Origin of the sequence: Zhihengliuella salsuginis (assembly GCF_014651715.1) — a bacterium.
Taxonomy (GTDB): domain Bacteria; phylum Actinomycetota; class Actinomycetes; order Actinomycetales; family Micrococcaceae; genus Zhihengliuella; species Zhihengliuella salsuginis.
The window spans coordinates 39,272-63,677 of record NZ_BMXK01000002.1; the positions used below are offsets into that span (position 1 = coordinate 39,272).

Here is a 24,406-nt window from a genome sequence, read left to right on the forward strand (position 1 = left end):
GGGACCCGACGTGAAGACCCGACGAGCAGGCGGCCTGACGCGATTCTGGCGTCTGCTCGAGGGCCAGGAGGGCGGCGGCCGCAACAGCGGCTATTACATGATCCTCGGCAGCGCGCTCGCGCTCACCGTGATCGGCCTGCTCATGGTCCTCTCCTCCTCGTCCGTCTCCGCGATCTCCAAGGAGTCCAACTCCTACGGCCTGTTCATCCGCCAGGGCATCTTCGCCGTCGTCGGTGTCGTGGCGATGCTGGTCCTCTCCAGGGTCCCGATCCGCTGGTACCGGCGCCTCGCGTGGCCGCTGCTCGGGATCGCCGTGGTCACCCTGGCGCTCGTGCTGACGCCCCTCGGCGTGACCGTGAACGGCAACCGCAACTGGATCGAACTCGCAGGCATCCGTGCGCAGCCCTCGGAGGCGGCGAAGCTCGCACTGGCCGTCTGGAGCGCCCACATCCTGGCGACCAAGGGCCATCTGGTCAGGGACTGGAAGCACGCCCTCATCCCGGTCGTCGTCCCGGGCTCGGCGATCATCCTGCTCTTCGTCCTGCTCGGGCACGACGTCGGCACGCTGCTCGTGCTCGTCCTCATCGTCGCCGCCGTGCTGTTCCTGGCCGGCGCGCCCAAGCGGATCTTCGTTCTCGGCGGCCTCGCCGGCATCGTGGGCGCGATCGCCGTGTTCGCCTTCTCCGAGAACCGCATGGGCCGGCTCAACGCCTGGCTCCAGATCGACTGCGAAGGCAACCGTGCCTGCTACCAGCCGATGCACGGCTTCTACGCGCTGGCCTCAGGCGGCTGGTGGGGGGTCGGCCTGGGCCAGTCGCGACAGAAGTGGAACTACCTGCCGGAAGCCCAGACCGACTACATCCTGGCCATCGTCGGCGAGGAGCTCGGGCTCGTGGGCACCCTCGTGATCGTGGTGCTCTTCGCCGGCCTCGCCGCCGCCATGTACCGCGTGGCCTTCCAGAGCCGGGACACGTTCGTCCGCGTGGCCACCGGCGGCATCATGGCCTGGCTCATCGGGCAGGCCTTCATCAACATGGGCATGGTGACCGGGCTGCTGCCCGTGATCGGCATCCCGCTCCCCTTCATCTCCTATGGCGGTTCCGCGCTCGTCATCTCCCTCGCCGCCATCGGCGTGATCCTCGCCTTCGCGCGCCAGAGCGCCAAGACCGGATCCTCCACACCATCACGACGAAAGACGCAGCAGCCCGCATGAACGACATCTCGGTTGTCCTGGCCGGCGGCGGCACCGCCGGCCACATCTCCCCGCTCCTCGCGATCGCGGACGCCCTCGTCGGCGCCGCCCCCGGAACGCGGATCACCACGGTGGGCACCGCCTCCGGCATGGAGACCCGCCTGGTGCCCGCTGCCGGATACGAGCTCGAGACGATCGAGCGCGTGCCGATGCCGCGGCGCCCGTCGACGGCGCTGCTGAAGCTGCCGTTCCGCTTCGCGAAGGCCGTGCGGCACGCCGGCGAGATCATCGACCGCGCCGGTGCCGACGTCGTCGTGGGCGTGGGCGGCTACGTGTGCACCCCGGTCTACCTCGCGGCCAGGCGGCGGGGCGTCCCCGTGGTGATCCACGAGGCCAACGCCCGCGCCGGGCTGGCCAACAAGGTCGGCGCGCGCTTCGCCGCCCGCGTGGCCGCCGCGTTCGCCGGGACGTCGCTGCCGAAGGCGCAGGTCGTCGGGATGCCGATGCGGCGCGAGATCGCCCGGCTGGACCGGGCGTCCGCGCGTCGCGACGCGCGGGTCTCGCTCGGGCTCGACCCGGAGAAGAGGACCCTCGTCGTCACCGGCGGGTCCTCGGGCGCCGTCACTCTGAACCAGGCCCTCGTCGGCGCACTCGACGCGATCTCGCGGGCGGAACCGGCGGTCCAGGTCCTCCACGTCACCGGGCGCGACAAGCAGATCACCGGCGCGGACGGCGAACCGCTGGCGGCACCCGGGTACGTCCAGGTCGAATACGTGGACGGGATGGAGCGCGCCTACGCGGCGGCCGACCTGATGGTGTGCCGCTCCGGTGCCGGAACGGTCTGCGAGCTCGCGGCCGTCGGGCTGCCCTCCGTGCTGGTGCCGCTGCCGATCGGCAACGGCGAGCAGCGCCACAACGGGCAGCCGCTCGTCGACGCGCAGGGCGCCGTCATGGTCGACAACGCCGACTTCACGGCGGACTACGTGCGCGACCACGTGGTCCCGCTGCTGAACGACGACGCCCGGCTGGAGGCGATGGGCCGGGCGGCCGCCCACCACGGGCGGCGCGACGCCGCCGAGGCCGTGGCGCAGCTCGTCTTCGAAGCAGCAGCCGGCGCCTGAAACCGAGACGACACCGTGAGGACCGAGGACGAAGAGATGGAACCCATGACGAAGAACGTTGACCAGCCCGCCGCCGCACCGCGTCGGCTCGAAGACCTGGGGCGCGTGCACTTCCTGGGCCTCGGCGGAGTCGGCGTATCGGCGGTGGCGCGCCTCATGCAGGCCCGCGGCACCACGATCTCCGGCACGGACGGCAAGGACCTGCCGGTCCTGCACGAGCTCGCGGACGGAGGCGCCCGCGTGCACGTCGGCTACGCGGCGGAGAACCTGGGCGAGGTCGACACCGTCGTCGCCTCCTCGATCATCAAGGACGGCAATCCCGAGTACGACGAGGCCGTCCGCCGCGGCGTGCGCATCCTGCACCGGTCGGAGGGCCTCGCGGCCACCATGGAGGGCCACCGGGTCGTCACGATCGCGGGCACCCACGGCAAGACCACCACGACGTCGCTCGTCGCCGTGATGCTGCGCCACGCCGGCCTGGCCCCGTCCTTCGCGATCGGCGCCAACGTCGGCGGCCTGGGCGTCAACGCGGAGCTCGGCGACGGCCGGATCTTCGTGGCCGAGGCCGACGAGTCCGACGGCTCCTTCATGAACTACACGCCCGACGTCGCCGTCGTGACCAACGTCGAGGCCGACCACCTGGACCACTACGGCACGGCAGAGGCCGTGCACGAGAGCTTCTACCGTTTCGCCTCCCTGCTGCCGCCGGACGGCCTGCTGGTCGCGTGCGCGGACGACGACGGCGCGGCCGCCCTGGCCGAGCGCGTGCGCCGTGAGCGCCCCGACGTCCGCGTGCAGACCTACGGGTTCTCCGACGGCGCCGACTGGCAGCTCGCCGAGGCCCATGCGGACGGGTTGCGCTACGGATGCCGGCTCGGCTTCGGCACGGCCGGCACGGCGACGCTGGATCTGGCGGTCCCGGGCGACCACAACCTGCTCAACGCCGCCGCGGCCTTCGCCGTCGGACACGAGTTCGGGATGAGCGCTGAGCAGGCCGTGGCGGGGCTGGCGTCCTTCTCGGGGGCGGCGCGCCGGTTCGAGTACCGCGGCGAGGAGGCGGGCGTCCGCGTCTACGACGACTACGCGCACCATCCCACGGAGGTCGCCGCCGCGCTGCGCGCCGGACGCGCGGTCTCGGCCGGCCACCGTGTCCACGTGCTCTTCCAGCCGCACCTGTTCTCGCGGACCAAGGAGTTCTCGCGCGAATTCGCCGAAGCGCTCTCCCTCGCGGACTCGGCGCACGTGCTGGAGATCTATCCGGCGCGCGAGACCCCGATCGAGGGCGTGACCAGCGACCTGGTGACCGACGCGCTGAGCACCGACGGCGGATTCGTCGCGGCCGACGACGCCGCGTCCCGGCTGGCCGCGTCGGCGCGGCCGGGCGACATCGTCATGACCGTCGGCGCCGGCGACGTCACCGAGTACGGGCCCCGGATCCTGGACGCGCTGCGCGCGACCGCCGTGTCGGCGGGGTAGCAGTGTCCGTCGAGCACAACATCGTCGAGCTGCCGCCGCAGCCGGCCAAGGTCTGGAGGAAGCGGCTCCTCATCGGAGGGTCCGCGACCCTCGTCGTGGTCCTGGCTCTGATCGCGGTCCTGCTCTACTCGCCGCTGCTGGCGATCGAGAAGATCGAGGTCACCGGGCAGCAGCTGGCGTCTGCGGAGTCCGTGGCCGGTGACCTGGAGCCGCTGCACGGGGTTCCGCTGCCGCGCGTGGGTCCGGGCACGGTCCGCGACCTGCTGGCGGACCAGCCGGCCGTCGACGACGTCGTGATCCAGGCCGAGGCGCCCGACACCCTGCACGTGATCGTGACCGAATTCCAGCCGGTGGCGATCACGGGAGGCGACGGGGCGTACAAGCTGGTGGCCGCCGACGGACGCTACCTGAAAACCGTGGAGAACCGCGACGACTTCGAGCTGCCGCAGATCTCGGGGGTCTCCGGCGATTCCAAGCCCGAGTTGTTCGAGACGATCACCACGGTGCTCGCAGCGCTGCCCGAAGACGTGCTCGCGCAGCTGAAGTTCGCGACGGCCGAGACGATCGACTCCGTCGAGCTCGAACTGGTCACGGGCGAACGCGTCCGCTGGGGGAGCGCTGAGCGCAACCCCGAGAAGGCGGGTGTCCTGACGGCCCTGCTGGGCGTCGAGCCCCCGGAGGACCAGCCCGCGGTGTCGGTCTACGACGTCTCCAGTCCGGAGCGTCCGGTCACGCGATGACGATGATTGCAACGACACGCGGCGCAGGTCATTGCTTCGGGCCCACCGGAACCATAGCGTCTAGATAGCAGCAGCTTGACATAACTATAACCCTCAACTTCAACGTTAGGGTTGAACGTCGAAAAGCAGACCCGCACAGCACACACCGAGCAAGGGAAACAGGACGTGGCAGCTCCCCAGAATTACCTCGCCGTCATCAAGGTCGTCGGAATCGGCGGTGGCGGCGTCAACGCCGTCAACCGCATGATCGAAGTCGGCCTCCGTGGCGTCGAATTCATTGCGATTAACACCGACGCGCAGGCGCTGCTCATGAGCGATGCCGACGTCAAACTCGACGTCGGCCGCGAGCTCACCCGTGGTCTCGGCGCCGGTGCCAACCCCGAGGTGGGCCGGCAGGCCGCCGAAGACCACGCGGAGGAGATCGAGGAGGTCCTCCGCGGGGCCGACATGGTCTTCGTGACCGCCGGCGAGGGCGGTGGAACCGGCACCGGCGGCGCACCCGTCGTCGCCCGGATCGCCCGCTCCCTCGGCGCCCTGACCATCGGCGTGGTGACGCGTCCGTTCACGTTCGAGGGCCGCCGTCGTGCGACCTCGGCCGAGGCCGGCATCGACGCGCTGCGCGACGAGGTCGACACGCTGATCGTCATCCCCAACGACCGTCTGCTCTCCATCAGCGACCGCAACGTCTCGGTCCTCGACGCCTTCCGCTCGGCGGACCAGGTGCTGCTCTCGGGTGTCCAGGGCATCACTGACCTGATCACGACCCCGGGCCTGATCAACCTCGACTTCGCGGACGTCAAGTCGGTCATGCAGGGCGCGGGCTCCGCGCTCATGGGCATCGGCTCGGCGCGGGGAGAGGACCGTGCCGTCAAGGCCGCCGAACTCGCCATCGCGTCGCCGCTGCTCGAGGCCTCCATCGACGGGGCCCACGGGGTGCTGCTGTCCATCCAGGGCGGCTCCGACCTCGGTCTCTTCGAGATCAACGAGGCCGCGCGGCTGGTCCAGGAGGTCGCCCACCCGGAGGCCAACATCATCTTCGGCGCCGTCATCGACGACGCTCTCGGAGACGAGGCCCGCGTGACGGTGATCGCGGCCGGTTTCGACCAGGTCGACGTCACGAACGCCCCGGCCAGCAGCCAGGGCTCCGCGAACGCGCAGTCGGCCGCGGGCCAGAGCGGTCAGCCGGCGGAGGCGCCGCGCCAGGCGGTCTCGGTTCCGGGGACCATGCCGCTGAACGCCCCGTCCAACGGGCAGGGCGTGCCGGGGACGATGCCGGTGAACCCGCCGGCCGCATCCTCGCCGGTGGCGGCGTCCGCGCAGTCCGCCGCCGAGCCGGCCCAGCCCGAGTCGCGGCCGGGGCAGCAGTACGAGGAGCTGCCGACCGTCGTCGACCAGGACCTGAGCGCCAGTGAGAGCGACGACCTGGACGTGCCCGACTTCCTGAAGTAGGAACACGAGCTGCCGTCGGCCGGCCGGGCACCCGCTCGGCCGGCCGACGTCGTTAAAAAACCTTCCACCTGCCAGCGGCGAGGAGCGTCATGCTGCAGTTCAGCCAGCCCGTCGACGGCGGGGACCGGTCCGTCCGAGTCGCGTTCACCACGCGCGAGGCGGGAAACCTCGCGCTCCACGTCGGCGACGACCCGGCCGCCGTCGCGGCGCGCCGGGACCGCCTGGTCCCGGATCTCGGCCTGCCGGGGCCCGCCCAGTTCATGGACCAGATCCACTCGAGCCTCGTCGCACACGTCGAGGGCCCGGTCTCCCCGGCCCCCACGGCCGATGCGCTGGTCACCACCGCGGACGATCTCCCGCTGGCGGTGATGGTCGCGGACTGCCTGCCCGTCGTCGTGTCCGCCGTCGCGGGCGGGCGCGTGGCCCTCGCGGCCGCGCACGCCGGCCGCCGGGGCCTGCTTGACGGCGTCCTGCGGGAGACGGTGTCCGCGCTGCGGGCCGCAGTGCCGGCGGACGGCGGCGCGGAGCCCGTGATCACGGCGTGGATCGGGCCGTCCATCTGCGGCCGCTGCTACGAGGTTCCCGCCACGATGCGGGCCGAGGCGGAGCAGCAGCTGCCCGGGACCGGCAGCACGACGCGCTGGGGCAGCGACGGACTGGACCTGCCGGCGGGCGCCGCCCGCCAGCTCCGCGGACTGGGCGCGGACGTCGTCGAGTCGGGCGCCTGCACGCTGGAGGACGAACGGTTCTACTCGTACCGCGAGGACCCCGGCACCGGGCGGATCGCGGGCATCATCTGGCTCGGCGCCGGCGGCGGCGCGGAGACTCGAAGGGAGAAGGCATGACAGGGCAGAGCAGCGACTCCGAGGCGCGGCGCGCGGACCTCGCCGAGCGGCTGGGGCGCGTCCGGCGCCGCATCGCCGACGCGACCGCCGCCGCGGGGCGGGCCGACGAGCCCGAGCTGATCGTCGTCACCAAGTTCTTCCCGGCCGACGATGTGCGGCATCTGGCGGCGCTCGGCGTCCGGCAGGTGGGGGAGAACCGGGACCAGGAGGCCGGCGCCAAGGCGGCGGACACCGACGATCTGGTGTTGCGCCGGCACTTCATCGGCCAGCTCCAGACGAACAAGGCCAAGTCCGTCGTCAAGTACGCCGACGTCGTGCAGTCCATCGACCGGCCGCAGCTCGTCGCTGCGCTGGGCAAGGCCATGCGGCGCGAGCACGAACGGCGCGCGGAGGACGGCCTGCCGGACCGCGGCACCTTGGAGGTCCTGATCCAGGTCGACCTGCGCACCGCCGAGCAGCTCGAGCGGGACGCGCGCGAGCCGGCCCCGGAGGGCGGGAACCGCGCCGCGACGCTCGGTCGCGGCGGCGCCGCCCCCGCCGACGTCCACTCGCTCGCAGCCCTCGTCGAGGAGGACCCGAACCTCGAATTGGGCGGCGTGATGGCCGTGGCACCCCTCGGCGGCGAACCGGCGGCCGCGTTCGCCCGCCTGATGCGCATCTCGCGCGAACTCCAGCAGGAGCATCCGCACGCCACGACCGTCTCGGCCGGGATGAGCCAGGACCTCGAGGAGGCCGTCGCAGCGGGCGCGACACACCTGCGAATCGGCTCAGATGTGCTCGGGCCGCGGCCCCCGTTGCGGTAGCGTCGAACTAAGCGGATGAGCCGGCGATCGTGAGGCGCTGGACCGCGCACGACTACAAGGAGAAGACCATGGCTGGCGCACTGCGCAAGACGATGATCTACCTGGGACTCGCCGACGGCGACGAGCACTACGACGACGATCAGCGTGTCGAGGCGGTCGAACGCGAAGACGTGCGCCGCTCCGAGCCCACGCCGTCTCAGGAGGCGAAGCCCGCCCAGTCGGCGGCCAAGCCCGAAGCTCAAGAGTCCGAGAAGGAATACCGGGCGCCGGTGACGCCCATCAAGCGCGCGGCTTCATCGAGGGACGAGGATTTCGAATTGCGCCAGATTACGACCGTTCACCCACGCTCGTACAACGATGCCAAGATCATCGGTGAGAGCTTCCGTGACGGGATTCCGGTGATCATGAACGTCACCGACATGGGGGAGGCGGAAGCGAAGCGGCTCGTCGACTTCTCGGCGGGGCTCGTCTTCGGCCTGCGTGGCACGATCGAACGTGTTACCAACAAGGTGTTCCTGCTCTCACCGGCCACGGTCGAGGTCCTCGGCGAGGACAAGAAGGCCTCCGAAGAGCAGTCCGCCTTCTTCAACCAGAGCTAGCGGGAAAGACGGTCCGTGGAACTACTCCTCGCGCTGGTCTACATCGTCCTGACGGTCTTCCAGGTCGTCCTGATGATCAGGATCGTGTACGACGTCGTCCAGATGTTCGCCCGGTCGTGGCGTCCGTCCGGTCTGGCGCTCGTCGTGGCCTCGTTCGTCTACCGGATGACGGACCCTCCCATGCGCTGGCTCCGGTCCAAGGTCAAGCCCTTGGACCTAGGGGGGATGCGGCTCGATCTGGCATTCCTCATCTTGTTTTTCGCGGTCGTGATCGCGAAACTGGTCGTTTCATCGATCGCTCAGTAGTGCAAAGATGCTCATAAAATATGGGTGAATGTTTAGCGGAACCGCCAAGACCGCTATAGTCTTGTGAACGAAGTGCCTCGGGAGCCCGACTTCCGAGGTATTGAATGTGACAAGCCGCCCGGCACAAACGCTGCGGTCGGGAGAGACCTAAGTATTGAGGTGACCAGATGGCGCTCACGCCAGAAGACGTTGTCAACAAACGATTCCAGCCGACCAAGTTCCGTGAGGGCTACGATCAGGATGAGGTTGACGACTTTCTCGACGAGATCGTCGTCGAACTGCGTCGCCTGAATCAGGAGAACGACGAACTTCGTCGTCGCGTAGCCGAATCCGACTCCGGCGAGGGTGCCGAGACCGCAGCCGTTCCGGCTCCGGTTGCCGCCGCTCCGGCGGGCAAGGTCGAGGAGAAGACCGAGGGCAAGTCGGACGCCAAGGCCGACAAGAAGGCCACGGTCGAGGAGAAGGCCGAGAAGCCGGCCGCGAAGGCGGACGCCGCACCGGCTGCCGACGCGAAGCCGGCGGAGTCGACCCCGGCCTCGACGGGGACTGCCTCTGCTGCTGCACCGACCGCTGGTGCCGCCGCTCCGGCGGCTGCTGCCCCGGCCGCCCAGGGCGGGTCCGCCGAGTCCGCCGCAGGCGTCCTCGCGATGGCCCAGCGCCTGCACGACGAGTACGTCAGCGAAGGCAACCAGAAGCGCGACAAGATCATCGCCGAGGCCCAGACCCAGGCCAAGACGCTGGTCGAGGAGGCTGAGGAGAAGAGCCGTCAGACGCTGAACGCGCTCGAGGTCCAGAAGACCGAGCTCGAGCAGAAGGTCGACTCGCTGCGCACCTTCGAGCGCGACTACCGCGGTCGCCTCAAGGCGTACATCGAGGGCCAGCTCCGCGAGCTGGACGCGAAGGGCTCGTCCGCACCGGACAGCCTGGACAACGCCTAACCTGCAACGAACACGATCGGCGGCCGGAACTACCGGCCGCCGATCGTGCGTTAACCGGGAGTCTGCGACGACGCCCCCGCACCCGAGACTGGAGACAGCCACCGTGGAAACAGCACCGCACCCGAAGCCGCCGCGCCGGTTCGCCCTGATGGGCCTGGTCTTCGCCGTGGCCCTCGGACTGGACCAGTTCACCAAGTGGCTGGTGCAGTCGAACATGGACCTCGGGGAGTCGATCCCCGTGATCGACCCGGTCCTCAGCTGGCACTACATCCTGAACCCGGGCGCCGCGTTCTCGATCGGAACCAGCGTGACCTGGGTGTTCACGCTTTTCCAGGCGGCCGTCGTCGTCTACATCGCGGTCATCGCCGCGCGCGTCAGGTACACCCCGTGGGCGCTCGCCCTCGGCGGCGTCGCCGGCGGGGCCGCCGGCAACCTCGTGGACCGGCTCTTCCGGGAGCCGTCGTTCGGGATGGGCCACGTCGTCGATTTCATCGCCGTGCCGAATTTCGCCGTCTTCAACATCGCCGACTCGTTCGTGGTGTGCTCGATGATCGGGGTCTGCCTGCTGATCTTCCGCGGCGTCAACCTCGACGGGCACCGCCCGGAGGCTGAGGACGCCGAGCGCGCAGCGGCCCGGGACGAGGAGGACTGAATGCCCGTTCTCGAGGTCGAGGAGTACGACGAGGGGACCCGGGCCGACGCATTCATCGCCGACATGCTGGGGATCTCACGTTCGCACGCGGCCCAGCTCTGCAAAGACGGCCACGTGCTGATCGGGGAGAGGAAGGCGGCGAAGTCGCGGCGGCTCGCCGCCGGCGAGAGCGTCGACGTGACGGTTCCGGAGCGCCCGGACCCGCTGGAAGTGAAGGTTGAGGCCGTGGAAGCTCTGAAGATCATCGCCGAGACCGACGACTACGTCGTGATCGACAAGCCCGTCGGCGTCGCCGCGCACCCGTCGCCGGGGTGGGTCGGCCCCACGGTCGTCGGGGCCCTGGCCGCGGAGGGGTACCGGATCAGCACCTCGGGTGCCGCCGAGCGGCAGGGGATCGTCCACCGGCTCGACGTCGGCACGTCCGGCCTCATGGTGGTGGCCACGAGCGAACGCGCCTACACCACGCTGAAGCAGGCCTTCCGCGACCGGACGCCGAAGAAGGTCTACCACGCGGTGGTCCAGGGCATCCCCGACCCCCTGAAGGGCACCATCGACGCGCCCATCGGGCGGCACCCCGGGCACGATTGGAAGTTCGCCGTCCTGGAGGACGGCCGCGACTCGATCACCCACTACGAGGTCATCGAGGCCTTCGGGCGCGCCTCGCTGGCCGAGGTGCACCTGGAAACGGGCCGCACCCACCAGATCCGCGTCCACTTCTCCGCGCTCAACCACCCCTGCGCGGGCGATCTGACCTACGGGGCGGACCCGAAACTGGCCGCCGCGCTCGGCTTGACCCGCCAGTGGCTGCATGCCCACAAGTTGGGTTTCCCACATCCGGTCACGGGCGAGTGGGTGGAATACGCCAGCGACTACCCGGCCGATCTGCAGGAGGCACTCGAGTTGCTGCGGGACGGCCTGCACTAGGGCAGCGGACGGCACGACGACGGCGGGACCGTGGGCGCGCCTGCGTTCCGCGCCCGGTGCGCAATCGCCCGTCGGGGCTTCTAGAATGTTCTGGTGGCTAATCAAGACGGTTTCGTTCATCTGCACACGCACACCGAGTACTCGATGCTCGACGGGGCGGCGCGCCTGCCCGAGCTCTTCAAGGAGACCGAGCGGCTGGGCATGGACGCCATCGCCACGACCGACCACGGCTACCTCTTCGGCGCCTTCGACTTCTGGAACCAGGCGACGAACGCCGGCATCAAGCCGATCATCGGCGTCGAGGCGTACGTCACGCCGGGCACGGAGCGGCACGACAAGACCCGCGTGAAATGGCGCACCGAGGAATCCCAGAAGGGCGACGACGTCGCCGGTGGCGGCCTCTACACGCACATGACACTGCTCAGCTACAACAACACCGGTATGCGCAATCTCTTCAAGGGCGGTTCCAGGGCCTCGCTCGATTCTCCGCTGGGCAAGTACCCGCGCTGGGACCGCGAGCTCCTCAACGAGCACTCCGAGGGAATGATCGCCACGACGGGCTGCCCGTCCGGCGAGGTGCAGGCCAAGCTGCGGCTCGGGCAGTACGAGGAGGCCAAGAAGGCGGCTGCCGGGTACCGCGAGATCTTCGGCGCCGAGAACTACTTCTGCGAGCTCATGGACCACGGCCTGCAGATCGAGCGGCGTGTCACGAAGGATCTGCTGCGGCTGGCCAAGGAGCTCGAGCTGCCGCTGCTGGCCACGAACGACCTGCACTACACCCACGAGCACGACGCCAAGGCGCACGAGGCCCTGCTCGCCATCAATTCTGGCTCGACGCTGAACGAGCCGACGTACGACCAGGGCGGCTCCCGCTTCGCCTTCTCCGGGTCCGGCTACTACGTCAAGAGCCCCCGCGAGATGCGGGAGCTCTTCAAGGAGATGCCCGAGGCGTGCGACAACACGCTGCTCATCGCCGAGCGCACCGAGGTCTCCTTCGACACGGAGGCCAACTACATGCCGAAGTACCCCTGCCCGCCGGGGGAGGACGAGACCAGCTGGCTCATCAAGGAGGTCGACAAGGGGCTGCACTACCGGTACCCGGACGGGATTCCGGACGATGTGCGCAAGCAGGCCGACTACGAGCTCGACATCATCATCACGATGGGCTTCCCGGGCTACTTCCTGGTGGTCGCCGACTTCATCAACTGGTCCAAGGACAACGGCATCCGCGTGGGACCGGGCCGAGGCTCGGGCGCAGGCTCGATGGTCGCCTACGCGATGCGCATCACCGACCTGGACCCGCTGCGCCACGGCCTGATCTTCGAGCGGTTCCTCAACCCGGACCGCGTCTCCATGCCCGACTTCGACGTCGACTTCGATGATCGTCGCCGTTCCGAGGTCATCAAGTACGTGACCGAGAAGTACGGCGACGAGCGCGTGGCGATGATCGTCACCTACGGATCCATCAAGACCAAGCAGGCGCTCAAAGACTCGTCCCGCGTCCTGGGCTATCCGTTCAGCATGGGCGAGCAGCTCACGAAGGCGCTGCCGCCGGCCGTCATGGCCAAGGACATCCCACTGAAGGACATCGAGGATCCGAAGTCCCAGCGCTACTCCGAGGCCGGCGACTTCCGGAACCTGCTCGCCAACGACCCCGAGGCGGCGCGCGTCTTCGAGACGGCGAAGGGGCTGGAGGGGCTGAAGCGCCAGTGGGGCGTGCACGCGGCCGGCGTGATCATGAGCTCGGACCCGGTGATCGACGTCATTCCCATCATGCGCCGGCTCCAGGACGGGCAGGTCATCACGCAGTTCGACTACCCGACGTGTGAGGGCCTCGGCCTGATCAAGATGGACTTTCTCGGGTTGCGCAACCTGACGATCGTCTCGGACGCCATCGAGAACATCCAGGCGAACCGGAACGAGACCCTCGACCTCGAGCGACTCGCCACGGACGACCGGGCCGCCTACGAGCTGTTGGCCCGCGGCGACACGCTCGGCGTGTTCCAGCTCGACGGCGGACCCATGCGCGCGCTGCTGCGCCTCATGCGTCCCGACAACTTCGAGGACATCTCCGCCGTCATCGCGCTGTACCGTCCGGGCCCGATGGGCGCGAACTCGCACAACAACTACGCGCTGCGCAAGAACGGGCTCCAGGACGTCACTCCGATCCACGCGGAGCTCGAGGAGCCGCTCAAGGACATCCTCGACACCACCTACGGCCTGATCGTTTACCAGGAGCAGGTCATGGCCATCGCGCAGAAGGTCGCCGGCTATTCGCTCGGCCAGGCCGACATCCTGCGCCGCGCGATGGGCAAGAAGAAGAAGTCGGAGCTGGACAAGCAGTACGAGGCGTTCCACCAGGGCATGGTCGACGGCGGCTTCTCGGAGGCGGCCATCAAGTCGCTGTGGGACATCCTGCTCCCGTTCTCCGACTACGCCTTCAACAAGGCGCACTCCGCGGCGTACGGGCTGGTCTCCTACTGGACCGCCTACCTCAAGGCCCACTACCCGGGCGAGTACATGGCGGCCCTGCTGACCTCCGTCGGCGACGACAAGGACAAGCTGGCCATGTACCTCAACGAATGCCGGCGCATGGGCATCACGGTCCTGCCGCCGGACGTCTCCGAATCCTCCCTGAACTTCACCCCGGTCGGCAACGACATCCGCTTCGGAATGGGGGCCATCCGCAACGTCGGCACCAACGTGGTCAACGCCATGGTCGAGGCCCGCGAGGAGAAGGGACGCTTCGAGTCGTTCAGCGATTTCCTCCAGAAGGTCCCGGCCGTGGTGTGCAACAAGCGGACCATCGAGTCCCTCGTCAAGGCCGGCGCCTTCGACGAGATGGGGCACTCGCGCCGCTCGCTCGCCATGATCCACGAGGAGGCCGTCGATTCGGTCGTCATCCTCAAGCGCAACGAGGCGGCCAACCAGTTCGACCTCTTCAGCGGCCTCGACGACGCCGACGCCGGTTCCAGCCTGACGGTCGAGATCCCTGACCTGCCGGAGTGGGAGAAGAAGGACAAGCTCGGCTTCGAGCGCGAGATGCTGGGCCTCTACGTCTCCGACCACCCGCTGCAGGGGCTCGGCGGCGTGCTGGAGCAGCATGCTGACATGCCCGTGAACCACCTGCTCGGCGAGGACGCGCCGCATGACGGCCAGGTCGTCAAGATCGCGGGCATGATCACCTCCCTGCAGCGGCGCATCGCGAAGACGAGCGGCAACCCCTACGCGCGCTGCGAGGTGGAGGACATGTCCGGCTCCATCGAGGTCATGTTCTTCGGCCAGGCCTACGGGCCGATCGCGTCCGTGCTGGCGGAGGACCTGATCGTCGTCATCAAGGGCCGCTTCCAGAAGCGCGACGACGGCGCCATCAGCATCTCCGCGCAGGAGATGACGATCCCCGAGATCAGCGAGGACGGCCTCGCCGGGCCGGTGGTGATCTCGATGCAGAGCCACAAGGCGACGGAGGACGTGGTCTCGCAGCTGGGCAGCGTCCTGCAGACGCACCCGGGCAGCACCGAGGTGCGCGTCAAGCTCGCCGGCACCCGGTCCGTCCAGCTGATGCGCCTCGGCCCGGACTTCCGGGTCAACCCGAACCCCGCGCTCTTCGGCGATCTGAAGGTCCTGCTCGGTCCCGCCTGCCTCGACGTCTAGGCTCGCGGACCGGCGGGGCCCGGCGGCCGGTGCGTCACACGGGGGTACGACGACGCCCGCTTCCGGGCCGTCGCAAGTAAACTTGCTCGGGTGAGTGAGAACGCGACAACCCCGATGCCCTTTTCCGACAGCGACGCCCCCGTGCGGACCATGGATCTGCGTGTGAGCGCGACGGGTCATGAGCTCACGCATGCCGAGCTGAAGGCCGTCATGCCGCGGCCCGAGCAGGATTCAGGCACGGCCACGGCTGCCGTGGAGGAGATCATCCGCCGGGTGCGGGCCGAGGGCTTCGCCGCGCTGGCCGAGCTGGCCCTGAAGTTCGACGGCGTCGAGCTGTCCACCACCCGCGTCCCCGCAGCCGAGCTCGAACGGGCGGCAGCCGAGCTCGATCCGCAGGTCCGCGCGGCCCTCGAGGAGTCGATCGCGCGGGCCCGCGAGTTCGCGGCCGCCCAGCGTCCCCGCGACGCGGCGTCGACCTTCAGCAACGGCGCCGTCGTGACCCAGCGCTGGGAGCCCGTGCGCCGGGTGGGGTTGTACGTCCCCGGCGGCCTCGCCGTCTACCCGAGCTCCGTCGTCATGAACGCCGTCCCCGCGCAGGCCGCCGGTGTGAAATCGCTGGCCCTGGCGTCGCCGCCGCAGCGCGAGTTCGGCGGCCTGCCCCACCCGACCATCCTCGCAGCCGCCCACCTGCTGGGCATCGAGGAGGTGCACGCCATGGGCGGCGCCCAGGCGGTGGCGGCCCTGGCCTACGGCATCGGGGCCACCGGCTCGGCCGCGGCCATCGAACCGGTCGACGTGGTGACGGGCCCGGGCAATGTCTTCGTGGCCACGGCCAAGCGCCTGCTCAAGGGCGTCGTCGGGATCGACGCCGAGGCGGGGCCGACGGAGATCGCGATCCTGGCGGACGAGAGCGCGACCCCGAGCTTCGTCGCCGCCGACATGATCAGCCAGGCGGAGCACGACCCCGACGCGGCGGCCGTGCTCGTCACGGACTCCGAGCAGCTCGCCGCCGGCGTGCGGGCGGCGCTGCTCGACCAGATCGCCACGACGAAGCACCACGAGCGCGTCGTCACGGCCCTGGCCGGGCGGCAGTCCGCGATCGTCCTGGTCGACGACCTCGATGCGGGACTGCGCGTGTGCAACGTCTACGCGGCCGAACACCTCGAGATCCACACCAGGAACCCCGCCGAAACCGCGGCGCGCGTGACCGCCGCCGGCGCGATCTTCGTGGGTCCCTACAGCCCCGTGAGCCTCGGGGACTACAGCGCCGGTTCCAACCACGTCCTGCCGACCAGCGGCACCGCCGCCCACGCGTCCGGTCTGAACGTGGCGACGTTCATGAAGGCCATCCAGGTCGTCGACTACTCGGCGGCGGCCCTCGCGGACGTCGCCGGACACGTCGTGACCCTGGCGCGGGCGGAGGATCTGCCGGCCCACGGCGACGCGGTCCTCGTGCGGGGAGTCGGGGAGTAGCTCCCCGGGGCCACTAGATGTGGGAATGACAACTTTGTGATTACACTAGATGTAGTCATCCGGCGAGAAGTCGCTCGAAGCGCGTGAGGAGGAACGGCTGATGCACTGCCCGTACTGCCGCAACACCGATTCGCGCGTGGTCGACTCGCGCGTCGCAGACGACGGGTCCGCGATCCGGCGCCGCCGCCAGTGCGGCGAATGCGGCCGACGGTTCACGACCGTCGAGACGGCCAGCCTCTCCGTGATCAAGCGCTCGGGCGTGGCGGAGCCGTTCAGCCGGTCCAAGGTCATCAGCGGCGTCCGCAAGGCCTGCCAGGGGCGCCCGGTCACGGACGACGACCTGGCGTTGCTGGCCCAGGAGGTCGAAGAGGCCGTTCGGCTCTCGGGCACCGCGGAGATCGACGCCCACCAGGTCGGCCTGGCGATCCTCGGGCCGCTGCAGAAGCTCGACCAGGTCGCCTTCCTCCGGTTCGCCAGTGTCTACCAGGGGTTCGATTCCCTGGAGGACTTCGAAACAGCCATTGCGAAGCTCCGCAAGGAGAGCCCGGAGGCCGCCGTCGGCAGGCAGCGGCCGCTGACGGCGGATTAACCAGACTCCGCCGGCGGCAGCAGGACCCGCCCGGCGGCATGAAAAATCCGGTGGCGGTCTCGGAGGGGAAGCCGAGACCGCCACCGGATTTCTCTGTCCGGCGCGGCGCCTATTCGACGAGCTTGAAGTGCAGGGCGGCCTGCAGCCCGGCGCCCACGATGCCCGCATTGTTCTTCAGCTCGGCCGTGACGACCGGCGTGCGGAGGTTCATCAGGGGCAGGTAGTCGTCGCTGCGCTTGGAGATGCCGCCGCCGATGATGAACAGCTTCGGCGAGAACAGGAATTCCACGTGGGAGAAGTAGCGCTGCAGGCGGTCCGCGTACTCGTCCCAGGGGAGGTCTTCGCGCTCGCGCGCGGACGCCGACGCGCGGGTCTCGGCGCCGTGCCCGTCCAGCTCGAGGTGGCCCAGCTCGAAGTTCGGAATCAGCTGGCCGTCGTAGAGCATGGCCGAGCCGATGCCGGTGCCCAGCGTGATGGCCAGGACGGTGCCTTTCACGTCCTGGCCCGCGCCGTAGCGCGCCTCCGCGAGGCCGGCCGCGTCGGCGTCGTTGATGATGTGGACCTCCCGGCCCAGGCGCTCGGTGAAGATCTTGTCGACGTCCGCGTCGATCCACGACTTGTCGACGTTGGCCGCCGAGCGGGCGACACCGTCGTCGATGATGGCGGGGAAGGCGGCGCCCACCGGGGTGTCGGCAGACGGCGCCTCGTCCCGCTTCATCAGCTCGTCGACGATCTGCCCCAGAACGTCGGCCACGGCCTCGGGGGTGGAAGGATTCGGCGTCGGGATCCGGAAGCGGTCGCCGATCAGCTTGCCCTTCTTCAGATCGACGATGCCGCCCTTCATGCCGGTCCCGCCGATGTCGACGCCGATCGCCGTCTTCGGCTGGTCCTTCTTCTTGTCCTTGGCCATCTGATTCCTCTGAGTCGGTCCCGCCGCGCGGGGCGGGAGTTACTTGCGAGCGAAAATCCCTACGGGACGGTGAGTACTTCGGCGCCCGAATCCGTCACGACGAGCGTGTGCTCGAACTGCGCGGTGCGTCGGCGATCGCGGGTCACGGCCGTCCAGCCGTCCTCCCACATCTCCCACTCCTGCGCGCCGAGCGTCAGCATCGGCTCGATCGTGAACACCATGCCCGGTTCGATCCGCTGGCTGTAGGCCGGGGCGGCGTCGTAGTGGGGGATGATGAGACCGGAGTGGAAGGCCTTGCCGACACCGTGGCCCGTGAAGTCGCGGACTACGCCGTAGCCGAAGCGCTTGGCGTAGGAGGCGATCGTGCGCCCGATGACGTTGATCTCCCGTCCCGGCGCGACCGCCTTGATCGCCCGGCGCAGGGACTCCTCGGTGCGCTCCACGAGAAGGCGGGAGTCCTCGTCGACGTTGCCGGCCAGGAAGGTGCGGTTGGTGTCGCCGTGGACGCCGTCGACGAAGGCGGTGATGTCGACATTGACGATGTCGCCGTCCTCGAGGCGGGTGGTGTCGGGGATGCCGTGGCAGATGACCTCGTTGATCGAGGTGCACGTGCTCTTCGGGAAGCCGCGGTAGCCGAGCGTCGAGGGATAGGCGTGGTGGTCGAGGAGGTACTCGTGCCCGATCCGGTCCAGCTCGTCCGTCGTGATTCCGGGTGCGACAGCGCGCCCGACCTCGTCGAGGGCGCGCGCGGCGATAGCGGAGGCGTGGCGGATCTTCTCGATCGTCTCCGCATCGTAGACGTCCGAGCCCTCGTACGGGGCGGGGGCCGGTTTCCCGACGTACTCGGGGCGGGGGATGGACGTCGGAACGGTGCGGATCGGCGTGGGCGTGCCGGGGGTCAGTTGTCCTGTGGGAGCGGTGGAGATGGCCATGGGTCCGATCCTATCCATGTGACTCGCACGCGTGCGAGTATCGTTGCTGGCAAGAAGGTGACGCGAGCACCATCGCAACGCGGAATCCACAAGGGAGGGACACCAAATGAGCGAACCCACCGGTGACTACTGGTACAACGTCGAGACCCACCAGGTAGAGGTTGGCGCCCAGTCTGATTGGACCCAGCTCATCGGGCCGTACCCGACGCGGGAAGCGGCGGAGAAGGCCCTCGAGAAGGTGCGCCAACGCAACGAGGCATGGGACGACGCCGACGACGATTAGATCGCCGCCAGTGATGCATCTTACATGAGATGCCGCTAGAAGGAATGCTCCGTGTCGGGGAACGCGCCCGAGGCGACGTCGGAGCGGTAGGCGGAGACGGCGTCGTGCACGATCGACCGCAGGTCCGCGTACTGCTTCACGAAGCGCGGCAGGCGCCCGCGGCGCAGCCCGAGCAGGTCCTGCCAGACCAGGACCTGGCCCGTGGTGGAATTACCGGCGCCGATGCCGATCGTCGGAACGGCGAGGGCCTCGTCGACGCGCGCTGCGGCGTCCGCGGGCACCATCTCCATCAGGACGCAGAACGCGCCGGCGGTCTCGAGCGCCCGGGCGTCCTCGAGGAGGGCCTCCGCCGCGTCCCCGCGGCCCTGGACCCGGTACCCGCCCAGGGCGTGCTCGCTCTGCGGGGTGAAGCCGATGTGGCCGATGACGGGCACGCCGGCGGCGGTGAGCGCGCGCACGTGGTCGGCGAAGTACGCGCCGCCCTCGAGCTTGACGGCGTGCACGCCGGACTCCTTCATGAGGCGCACGCCGGTCGTCACGGCCTGCTCGACCGAGGCCTCGTAGGAGCCGAAGGGCAGGTCGACGACGACGAGCGCGCGCTTGGCGCCCGAGACGACCGACTTGGCGAAGACGATCATCTCGTCGAGGGTGATGGGCAGCGTGGTCGCGTGGCCCATCACGTTGTTGGCCGCAGAGTCGCCGACCAGCAGCGTCTCCACGCCGGCCTCGTCGAACACTTCGGCCATGAGCGTGTCGTAGGCGGTCAGCATCGAGAATCGGCGCCCCTCCGCCTTGGCCGCGGCCAGGTGGTGGATTCGGATCTTCGCCGGCGCCGCCGGCGGCGGGGTCGGACCCGACTCGGCGGCGGAGCTGGCGTACGGTGCGGTCTGCTCGGAACTCATGCCCACAGCCTAATTCACTCCGTCGCGGCGGGGGCGGGAACGGTGCTCCAGCGACGGCGGGAGGGTCCGTGGGGCGCCGGTTCACGCGGACGAAACGGCCTTGTCATGTGTGCACGGCATACTGGGGCCTCCCGAGTAGAGTGGCACTGACATGCCTTGCGGAGCGGGATGCTTCGACGAGGTCGGGGCGACCGATCCCGTCGGGGAAGTGCCAAGTAGGTCGACGTCGTGACGACTGCGTCGACGTGGAAGGAGACCCAAGTGGACCGTCAGCAGGAATTTGTGCTGAGGACGATTGAAGAGCGCGACGTCCGCTTCGTGCGGTTGTGGTTCACCGACGTCGTGGGCTCCCTGAAGTCCGTCGCGTTGGCTCCGGCCGAGGTCGAGGGGGCCTTCGAGGAGGGACTCGGCTTCGACGGCTCGTCGATCGAGGGGCTCTCCCGCATCTACGAATCCGACATGCTGCTGCAGCCGGACCCCTCAACGTTCCAGATCCTGCCGTGGCGCGGGCAGGTTGAGCCGACGAGCCGCATGTTCTGCGACATCCTCACCCCCGACGGGACGCCCTCGCCGGCCGACTCCCGCCAGGTCCTCAAGCGCCAGCTCGCGCACGCGGCCGACATGGGCTTCACCTGCTACACGCACCCGGAGGTCGAGTTCTACCTCCTCGAGTCGGACGACCTCGACGCGGCCGGCAATCCGATCCCCGTCGACCACGGCGGCTACTTCGACCACGTCACCGGCGGCGTCGCCCAGGACTTCCGCCGCAAGGCCGTCACGATGCTCGAGGCCGTCGGCATCTCGGTGGAGTTCAGCCACCACGAGAACGGTCCCGGGCAGAACGAGATCGACCTGCGCTACGCCGACGCGCTGCAGACCGCGGACAACATCATGACCTTCCGCACGGTCGTCAAGGAGGTCGCCCTGCAGCAGGGCATCTACGCGACGTTCATGCCGAAGCCCTTCTCCGAGCACGCGGGCTCCGGAATGCACACGCACTTCTCCCTCTTCGAGGGCGACACGAACGCGTTCTTCGAGGCCGGCCACGAGTACCAGCTCTCGCAGACGGCGCGCCAGTTCATCGCCGGGATCCTGCACCACGCGCCGGAGTTCACCGCCATCACGAACCAGTTCGTCAACTCCTACAAGCGCCTCTGGGGCGGCGGGGAGGCCCCGAGCCACCTGTCGTGGGGGCACAACAACCGTTCCGCGCTCGTCCGCGTCCCGCTGTACAAGCCGAACAAGGGGCAGTCCGCGCGGATCGAGTACCGCGGCATCGACTCCGCGGCCAACCCCTACCTGGCCTACTCCGTGCTCCTCGGAGCCGGCCTGAAGGGCATCCAGGAGGGCTACGAACTGCCCGAGGCCGCCGAGGACGATGTCTGGAGCCTCTCCAACGCCGAGCGGCGGGCGCTGGGCCACAATCCGCTGCCGGGCAGCCTGCACGACGCCATTCGGGTCATGGAGGATTCCGAGCTGGTGGCCGAGGTGCTGGGCGAGCAGGTCTTCGACTCGTTCCTGCGGAACAAGCGCGACGAGTGGTCGGCCTACCGGCAGAACGTCTCGCCCTTCGAGATCAACCGGTACCTCGGCATCCTCTGACGTCGTGTTTTCCACTCGAGACTTCATCACGGCCGGATTCGACGACGTCGAGCGGGCGCGCCGGTTCCTCGAGGCCCCGGAGCTCGCCGAGTCCTCGCGGGGACACCTGCTCGAGGGCCTCTCGACGGCGGCCGACCCGGATCTGGCGCTGCTCTCGCTCGTCCGCCTGGCCGAGCGGGCCCCGGAGGTCGTCGGCTTCGTGGCCGACGACCGGATCCGGCCACGGCTCTTCCGCCTGCTCGGGGCCTCCGAGGCGCTCGCGGAGTTCCTGCTCCGGCACCCGGACCAGCTGGCCCTGATCGAGCTCGACGACGCCGCCTGCAGCCAGCAATCCGCAGGTGAGCTCCGCCGTCGTGCACTGGAATCGGTGGGAGCCGAGGGCCCCGACGGCCGGTGGGTCGCCGCGGAGGCCGGGGCAGAGGGGGCGCAGGCGCTGCGCGTGGCCTACCGCGCGGAAGTCGTCCGGATCGCACTGCGGGATCTCAACGCCGCGGACCCGCTGGCGGTCATGCCGTCCGTGGGGGCCGAGCTGGCGGATGCCGCGGCCGCGGCCATCGAGGCGGCCCTCGCGGTCGGCCGGGCCGATCTGGCAGAGCACTTCGATCCCGAGGACATCGCCCGGGTCCGCCTCAGCGTCATCGGCATGGGCAAGTGCGGCGCCCGGGAACTCAACTACATCTCCGACGTCGACGTGATCTACGTGCACGCCGCGGAGGACCTCGACGAGTCGGTCGCGGCGGGCATCGCCGCCGCCCTGGCGAGCGCCATGGCCCAGATCGTCGGCTCCTCCGGCATCGAACCCGGCTTGTGGGAGGTCGACCCCAACCTGCGGCCCGAGGGCAAGGAGGGGGCGCTCTCGAGGACCCTCGAATCGCACATGACCTACTATCAGCGGTGGGCGCAGAGCTGGGAGTTCCAGGCCCTGCTCAAGGCGCGGCACCTCGCCGGCGACGGCGAGCTCGGGCGCGACTACGAGGCGGCCGTGTCGCCGATGATCTGGTCCTGCTCCGAGCGCGACGGGTTCGTCGAGTCGGTGCAGGGCATGCGGCGGCGCGTCACCGACAACATCCCGCAGCAGGAGGTGGCGCGGCAGATCAAGCTCGGACCCGGAGGCCTGCGCGACGTCGAGTTCACGGTCCAGCTCCTCCAGCTCGTGCACGGTCGAGTCGACGCCTCACTCCACGTGCGGGACACGACCGGCGCGATCCGGGAATTGAGCGAGGCCGGCTACATCGGCCGCACCGACGCCATCGACTTCGACTCCGCCTACCGCTACCTCCGCGTTCTGGAACACCGGATCCAGCTCGTCCACCTGCGCCGCACCCACCTGATGCCGACGAAGGAGGCGGCGCAGCGGGCCCTGGCCCGCGCCGCCCAGCCGCCCGCGGCCGTCAAGCGGCACACCGCCGAACTGCTGGCCAAGCGGTGGCAGCAGACGAAGCGCCAGGTCAAATCGCTGCATGAGCGGATCTTCTACCGTCCGCTGCTGGCGACGGCCGCCAACCTCAGCACCGACGACGTCAAGCTGAGCCCGGAGGCCGCGCAGGCGCGGCTCGCCGCGCTCGGCTACCTCGACCCGCAGGGCGCGATGCGCCACATCGAGGCCCTCACGGCCGGGGTGAGCCGCCGTGCGTCCCTGCAGCGCCAGCTCCTGCCGGTCCTCCTCGGGTGGATCGCGGAGGGCGTCAGCCCGGACGCCGGTCTCCTCGGATTCCGCCGCATCAGCGAGCGGCTGGGGGAGAGCCCCTGGTATCTGGGCCTGCTGCGGGATTCCAACGCGGCGGCGGAGCGTCTCTGCCGCATCCTGTCGTCGTCGCGCCTGCTGACCGACTGGCTGGAGGTCTCGCCCGAATCGGTGGCCTGGCTCGGCAGCGACGACGAGCTCAAGCCCCTGCGGTCCGAGCAGTTGCTGCGCGAGAACTCGGCGAAGCTCAGACGCCACAACAATTCCGAGTCGGGCATGCGGCTGATCCGCATCAACCGACGCCGCGAGATGCTCCGGACCGCGCTGGCCGAGGGGGCCGGGCTGATCGACGTCGACGAGGTGGGCCTGTCGCTCTCCAACGCCGACGGGGCCTGCGTCCAGGCCGCCCTGACCGTCGCCGAGCAGGAGGTCGAGGACGAGAGCGAACTGCTGACCGACCTGGTCGTGATCGCCATGGGCCGCCAGGGCGGCCAGGAGATCAGCTACGGCTCCGACGCGGACGTCATGTACGTCCACCGCCCCCGCGAGGGGGCCGACGCGCAGGTGGCCCAGGAACAGGCCGCGCGGATCGCCACCCGCATCAGCCAGCTCCTGACCGCACCGCTGAGGCCCGCCGTGCCGGCCGAGATCAAGCTGACCGTCGACGCGGCCCTCCGGCCGGAGGGGAAACAGGGAGCCCTGGCGCGGTCGCTGGACTCCTATCGCGAGTACTACCGGAAATGGGCGGTGACGTGGGAGCGTCAGGCCCTGCTGCGGGCCCGGCCCATGGCCGGCGAGGCGGCGGTTGCCGCCGCCTTCATGGAGGTCGTCGACGAGGTGCGCTACGGCACGGGTCTCAGCGATGACGACCGGCGCGAGATCCGCCGGATCAAGGCGCGCGTCGAGGCCGAGCGACTTCCGCGCGGCGCGGATCCCGCCCTGCACGTCAAGCTCGGACGAGGCGGCCTCAGCGACGTCGAATGGCTTGTCCAGATCATCCAGATGGAGCACGCGCAGTCGCATCCGGTGCTGAAGACGCAGTCGACGCGGCAGGCGCTCCGGGCCATCGCAGCGGAGGGCATTCTGGCCGGGGAGGACGTCCAGCTGCTGGACAGTGCATGGACGCTCGCAACACGCGTCCGCAGCGCCACGCTCATCGCCACGGGCCGGCCCTCCGACGTCCTGCCGCGCAGCTGGCAGGATCTCGAGGCGGTGGCCCGGTGGTGCGGCTACGAGCAGGGTGGCGGCGGCCACCTGGAGGAGGACTACCGCAGGGCGACGCGTTTGGCCCGGCAGGTTTTCGAGCGCCATTTCTACGGATTCAATTAATAC

The 24,406-nt window shown here is 69.5% G+C and carries 21 protein-coding genes; 18 read left to right on the forward strand and 3 right to left on the reverse strand.

Translation table 11 applies throughout. The annotated features are described in order from the left end of the window. The first annotated feature begins 10 nt into the window (after nucleotides 1-10). From ftsW to nrdR, 15 genes are all read left to right on the forward strand, one after another. Complete coding sequence (ftsW, locus tag IE069_RS02275) at nucleotides 11-1,213, forward strand: putative lipid II flippase FtsW (RefSeq protein WP_229790899.1); 1,203 nt, start codon at nucleotides 11-13, stop codon at nucleotides 1,211-1,213. Beyond that, on the forward strand, nucleotides 1,210-2,313 hold the full coding sequence (murG, locus tag IE069_RS02280) for an undecaprenyldiphospho-muramoylpentapeptide beta-N-acetylglucosaminyltransferase (protein WP_189348505.1): 1,104 nt from the start codon (nucleotides 1,210-1,212) through the stop codon (nucleotides 2,311-2,313). Before ftsW ends, murG begins: the two co-directional genes overlap by 4 nt. 36 nt (nucleotides 2,314-2,349) lie before the next feature. Beyond that, the gene (gene murC, locus IE069_RS02285; RefSeq protein ID WP_373287781.1) at nucleotides 2,350-3,789 is read left to right on the forward strand and encodes a UDP-N-acetylmuramate--L-alanine ligase; all 1,440 of its coding nucleotides are present in this window, start codon (nucleotides 2,350-2,352) and stop codon (nucleotides 3,787-3,789) included. A gap of 2 nt (nucleotides 3,790-3,791) precedes the next feature. Continuing rightward, the gene (locus IE069_RS02290; protein WP_189348507.1) at nucleotides 3,792-4,529 is read left to right on the forward strand and encodes a cell division protein FtsQ/DivIB; all 738 of its coding nucleotides are present in this window, start codon (nucleotides 3,792-3,794) and stop codon (nucleotides 4,527-4,529) included. Between the two features lie 165 nt (nucleotides 4,530-4,694). After that, on the forward strand, nucleotides 4,695-5,978 hold the full coding sequence (gene ftsZ / locus IE069_RS02295) for a cell division protein FtsZ (protein ID WP_189348508.1): 1,284 nt from the start codon (nucleotides 4,695-4,697) through the stop codon (nucleotides 5,976-5,978). Between the two features lie 89 nt (nucleotides 5,979-6,067). Beyond that, nucleotides 6,068-6,823, forward strand: coding sequence for a purine nucleoside phosphorylase YfiH/LACC1 family protein (locus IE069_RS02300; protein WP_189348509.1), 756 nt, complete (start codon nucleotides 6,068-6,070; stop codon nucleotides 6,821-6,823). After that, entirely contained in the window at nucleotides 6,820-7,626 is an 807-nt protein-coding gene (locus tag IE069_RS02305) for a YggS family pyridoxal phosphate enzyme (protein WP_189348510.1), read from the forward strand. The genes IE069_RS02300 and IE069_RS02305 overlap by 4 nt, the downstream gene beginning before the upstream one ends. A 68-nt stretch (nucleotides 7,627-7,694) precedes the next feature. Beyond that, nucleotides 7,695-8,225 carry a cell division protein SepF gene (locus IE069_RS02310; protein ID WP_189348511.1) on the forward strand — a complete coding sequence of 177 codons (531 nt, stop codon included), beginning with the start codon at nucleotides 7,695-7,697 and terminating at the stop codon, nucleotides 8,223-8,225. Nucleotides 8,226-8,240: 15 nt separating this feature from the next. Continuing rightward, entirely contained in the window at nucleotides 8,241-8,531 is a 291-nt protein-coding gene (locus IE069_RS02315) for a YggT family protein (RefSeq protein ID WP_189348512.1), read from the forward strand. A 167-nt stretch (nucleotides 8,532-8,698) separates the two neighbouring features. Beyond that, nucleotides 8,699-9,469, forward strand: coding sequence for a DivIVA domain-containing protein (locus IE069_RS02320; RefSeq protein WP_189348513.1), 771 nt, complete (start codon nucleotides 8,699-8,701; stop codon nucleotides 9,467-9,469). 148 nt (nucleotides 9,470-9,617) lie between these two features. Then, a complete protein-coding gene (gene lspA, locus IE069_RS02325; protein ID WP_189348744.1) occupies nucleotides 9,618-10,121 on the forward strand; it encodes a signal peptidase II in 504 nt (167 codons plus the stop codon). Then, complete coding sequence (locus IE069_RS02330) at nucleotides 10,122-11,045, forward strand: RluA family pseudouridine synthase (RefSeq protein ID WP_189348514.1); 924 nt, start codon at nucleotides 10,122-10,124, stop codon at nucleotides 11,043-11,045. It begins immediately after the preceding gene. Nucleotides 11,046-11,138: 93 nt separating this feature from the next. After that, nucleotides 11,139-14,699, forward strand: coding sequence for a DNA polymerase III subunit alpha (dnaE, locus tag IE069_RS02335; RefSeq protein ID WP_373287782.1), 3,561 nt, complete (start codon nucleotides 11,139-11,141; stop codon nucleotides 14,697-14,699). Between the two features lie 114 nt (nucleotides 14,700-14,813). Then, nucleotides 14,814-16,172 (forward strand): histidinol dehydrogenase, encoded by a 1,359-nt coding sequence (gene hisD / locus IE069_RS02340; RefSeq protein WP_189348746.1) that lies wholly within the window; start codon nucleotides 14,814-14,816, stop codon nucleotides 16,170-16,172. A 100-nt stretch (nucleotides 16,173-16,272) separates the two neighbouring features. After that, on the forward strand, nucleotides 16,273-16,761 hold the full coding sequence (gene nrdR / locus IE069_RS02345; protein WP_189348515.1) for a transcriptional regulator NrdR: 489 nt from the start codon (nucleotides 16,273-16,275) through the stop codon (nucleotides 16,759-16,761). A gap of 109 nt (nucleotides 16,762-16,870) precedes the next feature. On the opposite strand, the gene ppgK is transcribed toward nrdR, so the two are convergent. Both ppgK and map read right to left on the reverse strand, forming a co-directional pair. Further along, nucleotides 16,871-17,671, reverse strand: coding sequence for a polyphosphate--glucose phosphotransferase (gene ppgK, locus IE069_RS02350; RefSeq protein ID WP_189348516.1), 801 nt, complete (start codon nucleotides 17,669-17,671; stop codon nucleotides 16,871-16,873). Between the two features lie 59 nt (nucleotides 17,672-17,730). Next, nucleotides 17,731-18,603, reverse strand: coding sequence for a type I methionyl aminopeptidase (gene map, locus IE069_RS02355; RefSeq protein ID WP_189348517.1), 873 nt, complete (start codon nucleotides 18,601-18,603; stop codon nucleotides 17,731-17,733). 106 nt (nucleotides 18,604-18,709) lie between these two features. On the opposite strand from map, the gene IE069_RS02360 reads away from it, so the two are divergent. Further along, complete coding sequence (locus IE069_RS02360; protein ID WP_189348518.1) at nucleotides 18,710-18,886, forward strand: SPOR domain-containing protein; 177 nt, start codon at nucleotides 18,710-18,712, stop codon at nucleotides 18,884-18,886. A gap of 35 nt (nucleotides 18,887-18,921) precedes the next feature. On the opposite strand, the gene panB is transcribed toward IE069_RS02360, so the two are convergent. Continuing rightward, nucleotides 18,922-19,788, reverse strand: coding sequence for a 3-methyl-2-oxobutanoate hydroxymethyltransferase (gene panB / locus IE069_RS02365; RefSeq protein ID WP_189348519.1), 867 nt, complete (start codon nucleotides 19,786-19,788; stop codon nucleotides 18,922-18,924). A gap of 261 nt (nucleotides 19,789-20,049) precedes the next feature. Here panB and glnA point away from each other — a divergent pair, with 261 nt between their 5' ends. Together glnA and IE069_RS02375 are read left to right on the forward strand one after the other, a co-directional pair. Beyond that, complete coding sequence (glnA, locus tag IE069_RS02370) at nucleotides 20,050-21,390, forward strand: type I glutamate--ammonia ligase (protein ID WP_189348520.1); 1,341 nt, start codon at nucleotides 20,050-20,052, stop codon at nucleotides 21,388-21,390. Nucleotides 21,391-21,394: 4 nt separating this feature from the next. Then, on the forward strand, nucleotides 21,395-24,403 hold the full coding sequence (locus IE069_RS02375) for a bifunctional [glutamine synthetase] adenylyltransferase/[glutamine synthetase]-adenylyl-L-tyrosine phosphorylase (protein ID WP_189348521.1): 3,009 nt from the start codon (nucleotides 21,395-21,397) through the stop codon (nucleotides 24,401-24,403). Nucleotides 24,404-24,406 lie beyond the last annotated feature (3 nt).

Excerpts from the sequence above, each read along its gene's own strand:
- ppgK (WP_189348516.1), bottom strand. The coding sequence starts at position 17,671 with ATGGCCAAGGACAAGAAGAAGGACCAGCCGAAGACGGCGATCGGCGTC.
- murG (WP_189348505.1), top strand. The coding sequence starts at position 1,210 with ATGAACGACATCTCGGTTGTCCTGGCCGGCGGCGGCACCGCCGGCCAC.
- IE069_RS02300 (WP_189348509.1), top strand. The coding sequence starts at position 6,068 with ATGCTGCAGTTCAGCCAGCCCGTCGACGGCGGGGACCGGTCCGTCCGA.
- hisD (WP_189348746.1), top strand. The coding sequence starts at position 14,814 with ATGCCCTTTTCCGACAGCGACGCCCCCGTGCGGACCATGGATCTGCGT.
- nrdR (WP_189348515.1), top strand. The coding sequence starts at position 16,273 with ATGCACTGCCCGTACTGCCGCAACACCGATTCGCGCGTGGTCGACTCG.
- map (WP_189348517.1), bottom strand. The coding sequence starts at position 18,603 with ATGGCCATCTCCACCGCTCCCACAGGACAACTGACCCCCGGCACGCCC.
- lspA (WP_189348744.1), top strand. The coding sequence starts at position 9,618 with ATGGGCCTGGTCTTCGCCGTGGCCCTCGGACTGGACCAGTTCACCAAG.
- IE069_RS02360 (WP_189348518.1), top strand. The coding sequence starts at position 18,710 with ATGAGCGAACCCACCGGTGACTACTGGTACAACGTCGAGACCCACCAG.
- IE069_RS02310 (WP_189348511.1), top strand. The coding sequence starts at position 7,695 with ATGGCTGGCGCACTGCGCAAGACGATGATCTACCTGGGACTCGCCGAC.
- murC (WP_373287781.1), top strand. The coding sequence starts at position 2,350 with ATGGAACCCATGACGAAGAACGTTGACCAGCCCGCCGCCGCACCGCGT.
- IE069_RS02330 (WP_189348514.1), top strand. The coding sequence starts at position 10,122 with ATGCCCGTTCTCGAGGTCGAGGAGTACGACGAGGGGACCCGGGCCGAC.
- panB (WP_189348519.1), bottom strand. The coding sequence starts at position 19,788 with ATGAGTTCCGAGCAGACCGCACCGTACGCCAGCTCCGCCGCCGAGTCG.
- IE069_RS02320 (WP_189348513.1), top strand. The coding sequence starts at position 8,699 with ATGGCGCTCACGCCAGAAGACGTTGTCAACAAACGATTCCAGCCGACC.
- IE069_RS02305 (WP_189348510.1), top strand. The coding sequence starts at position 6,820 with ATGACAGGGCAGAGCAGCGACTCCGAGGCGCGGCGCGCGGACCTCGCC.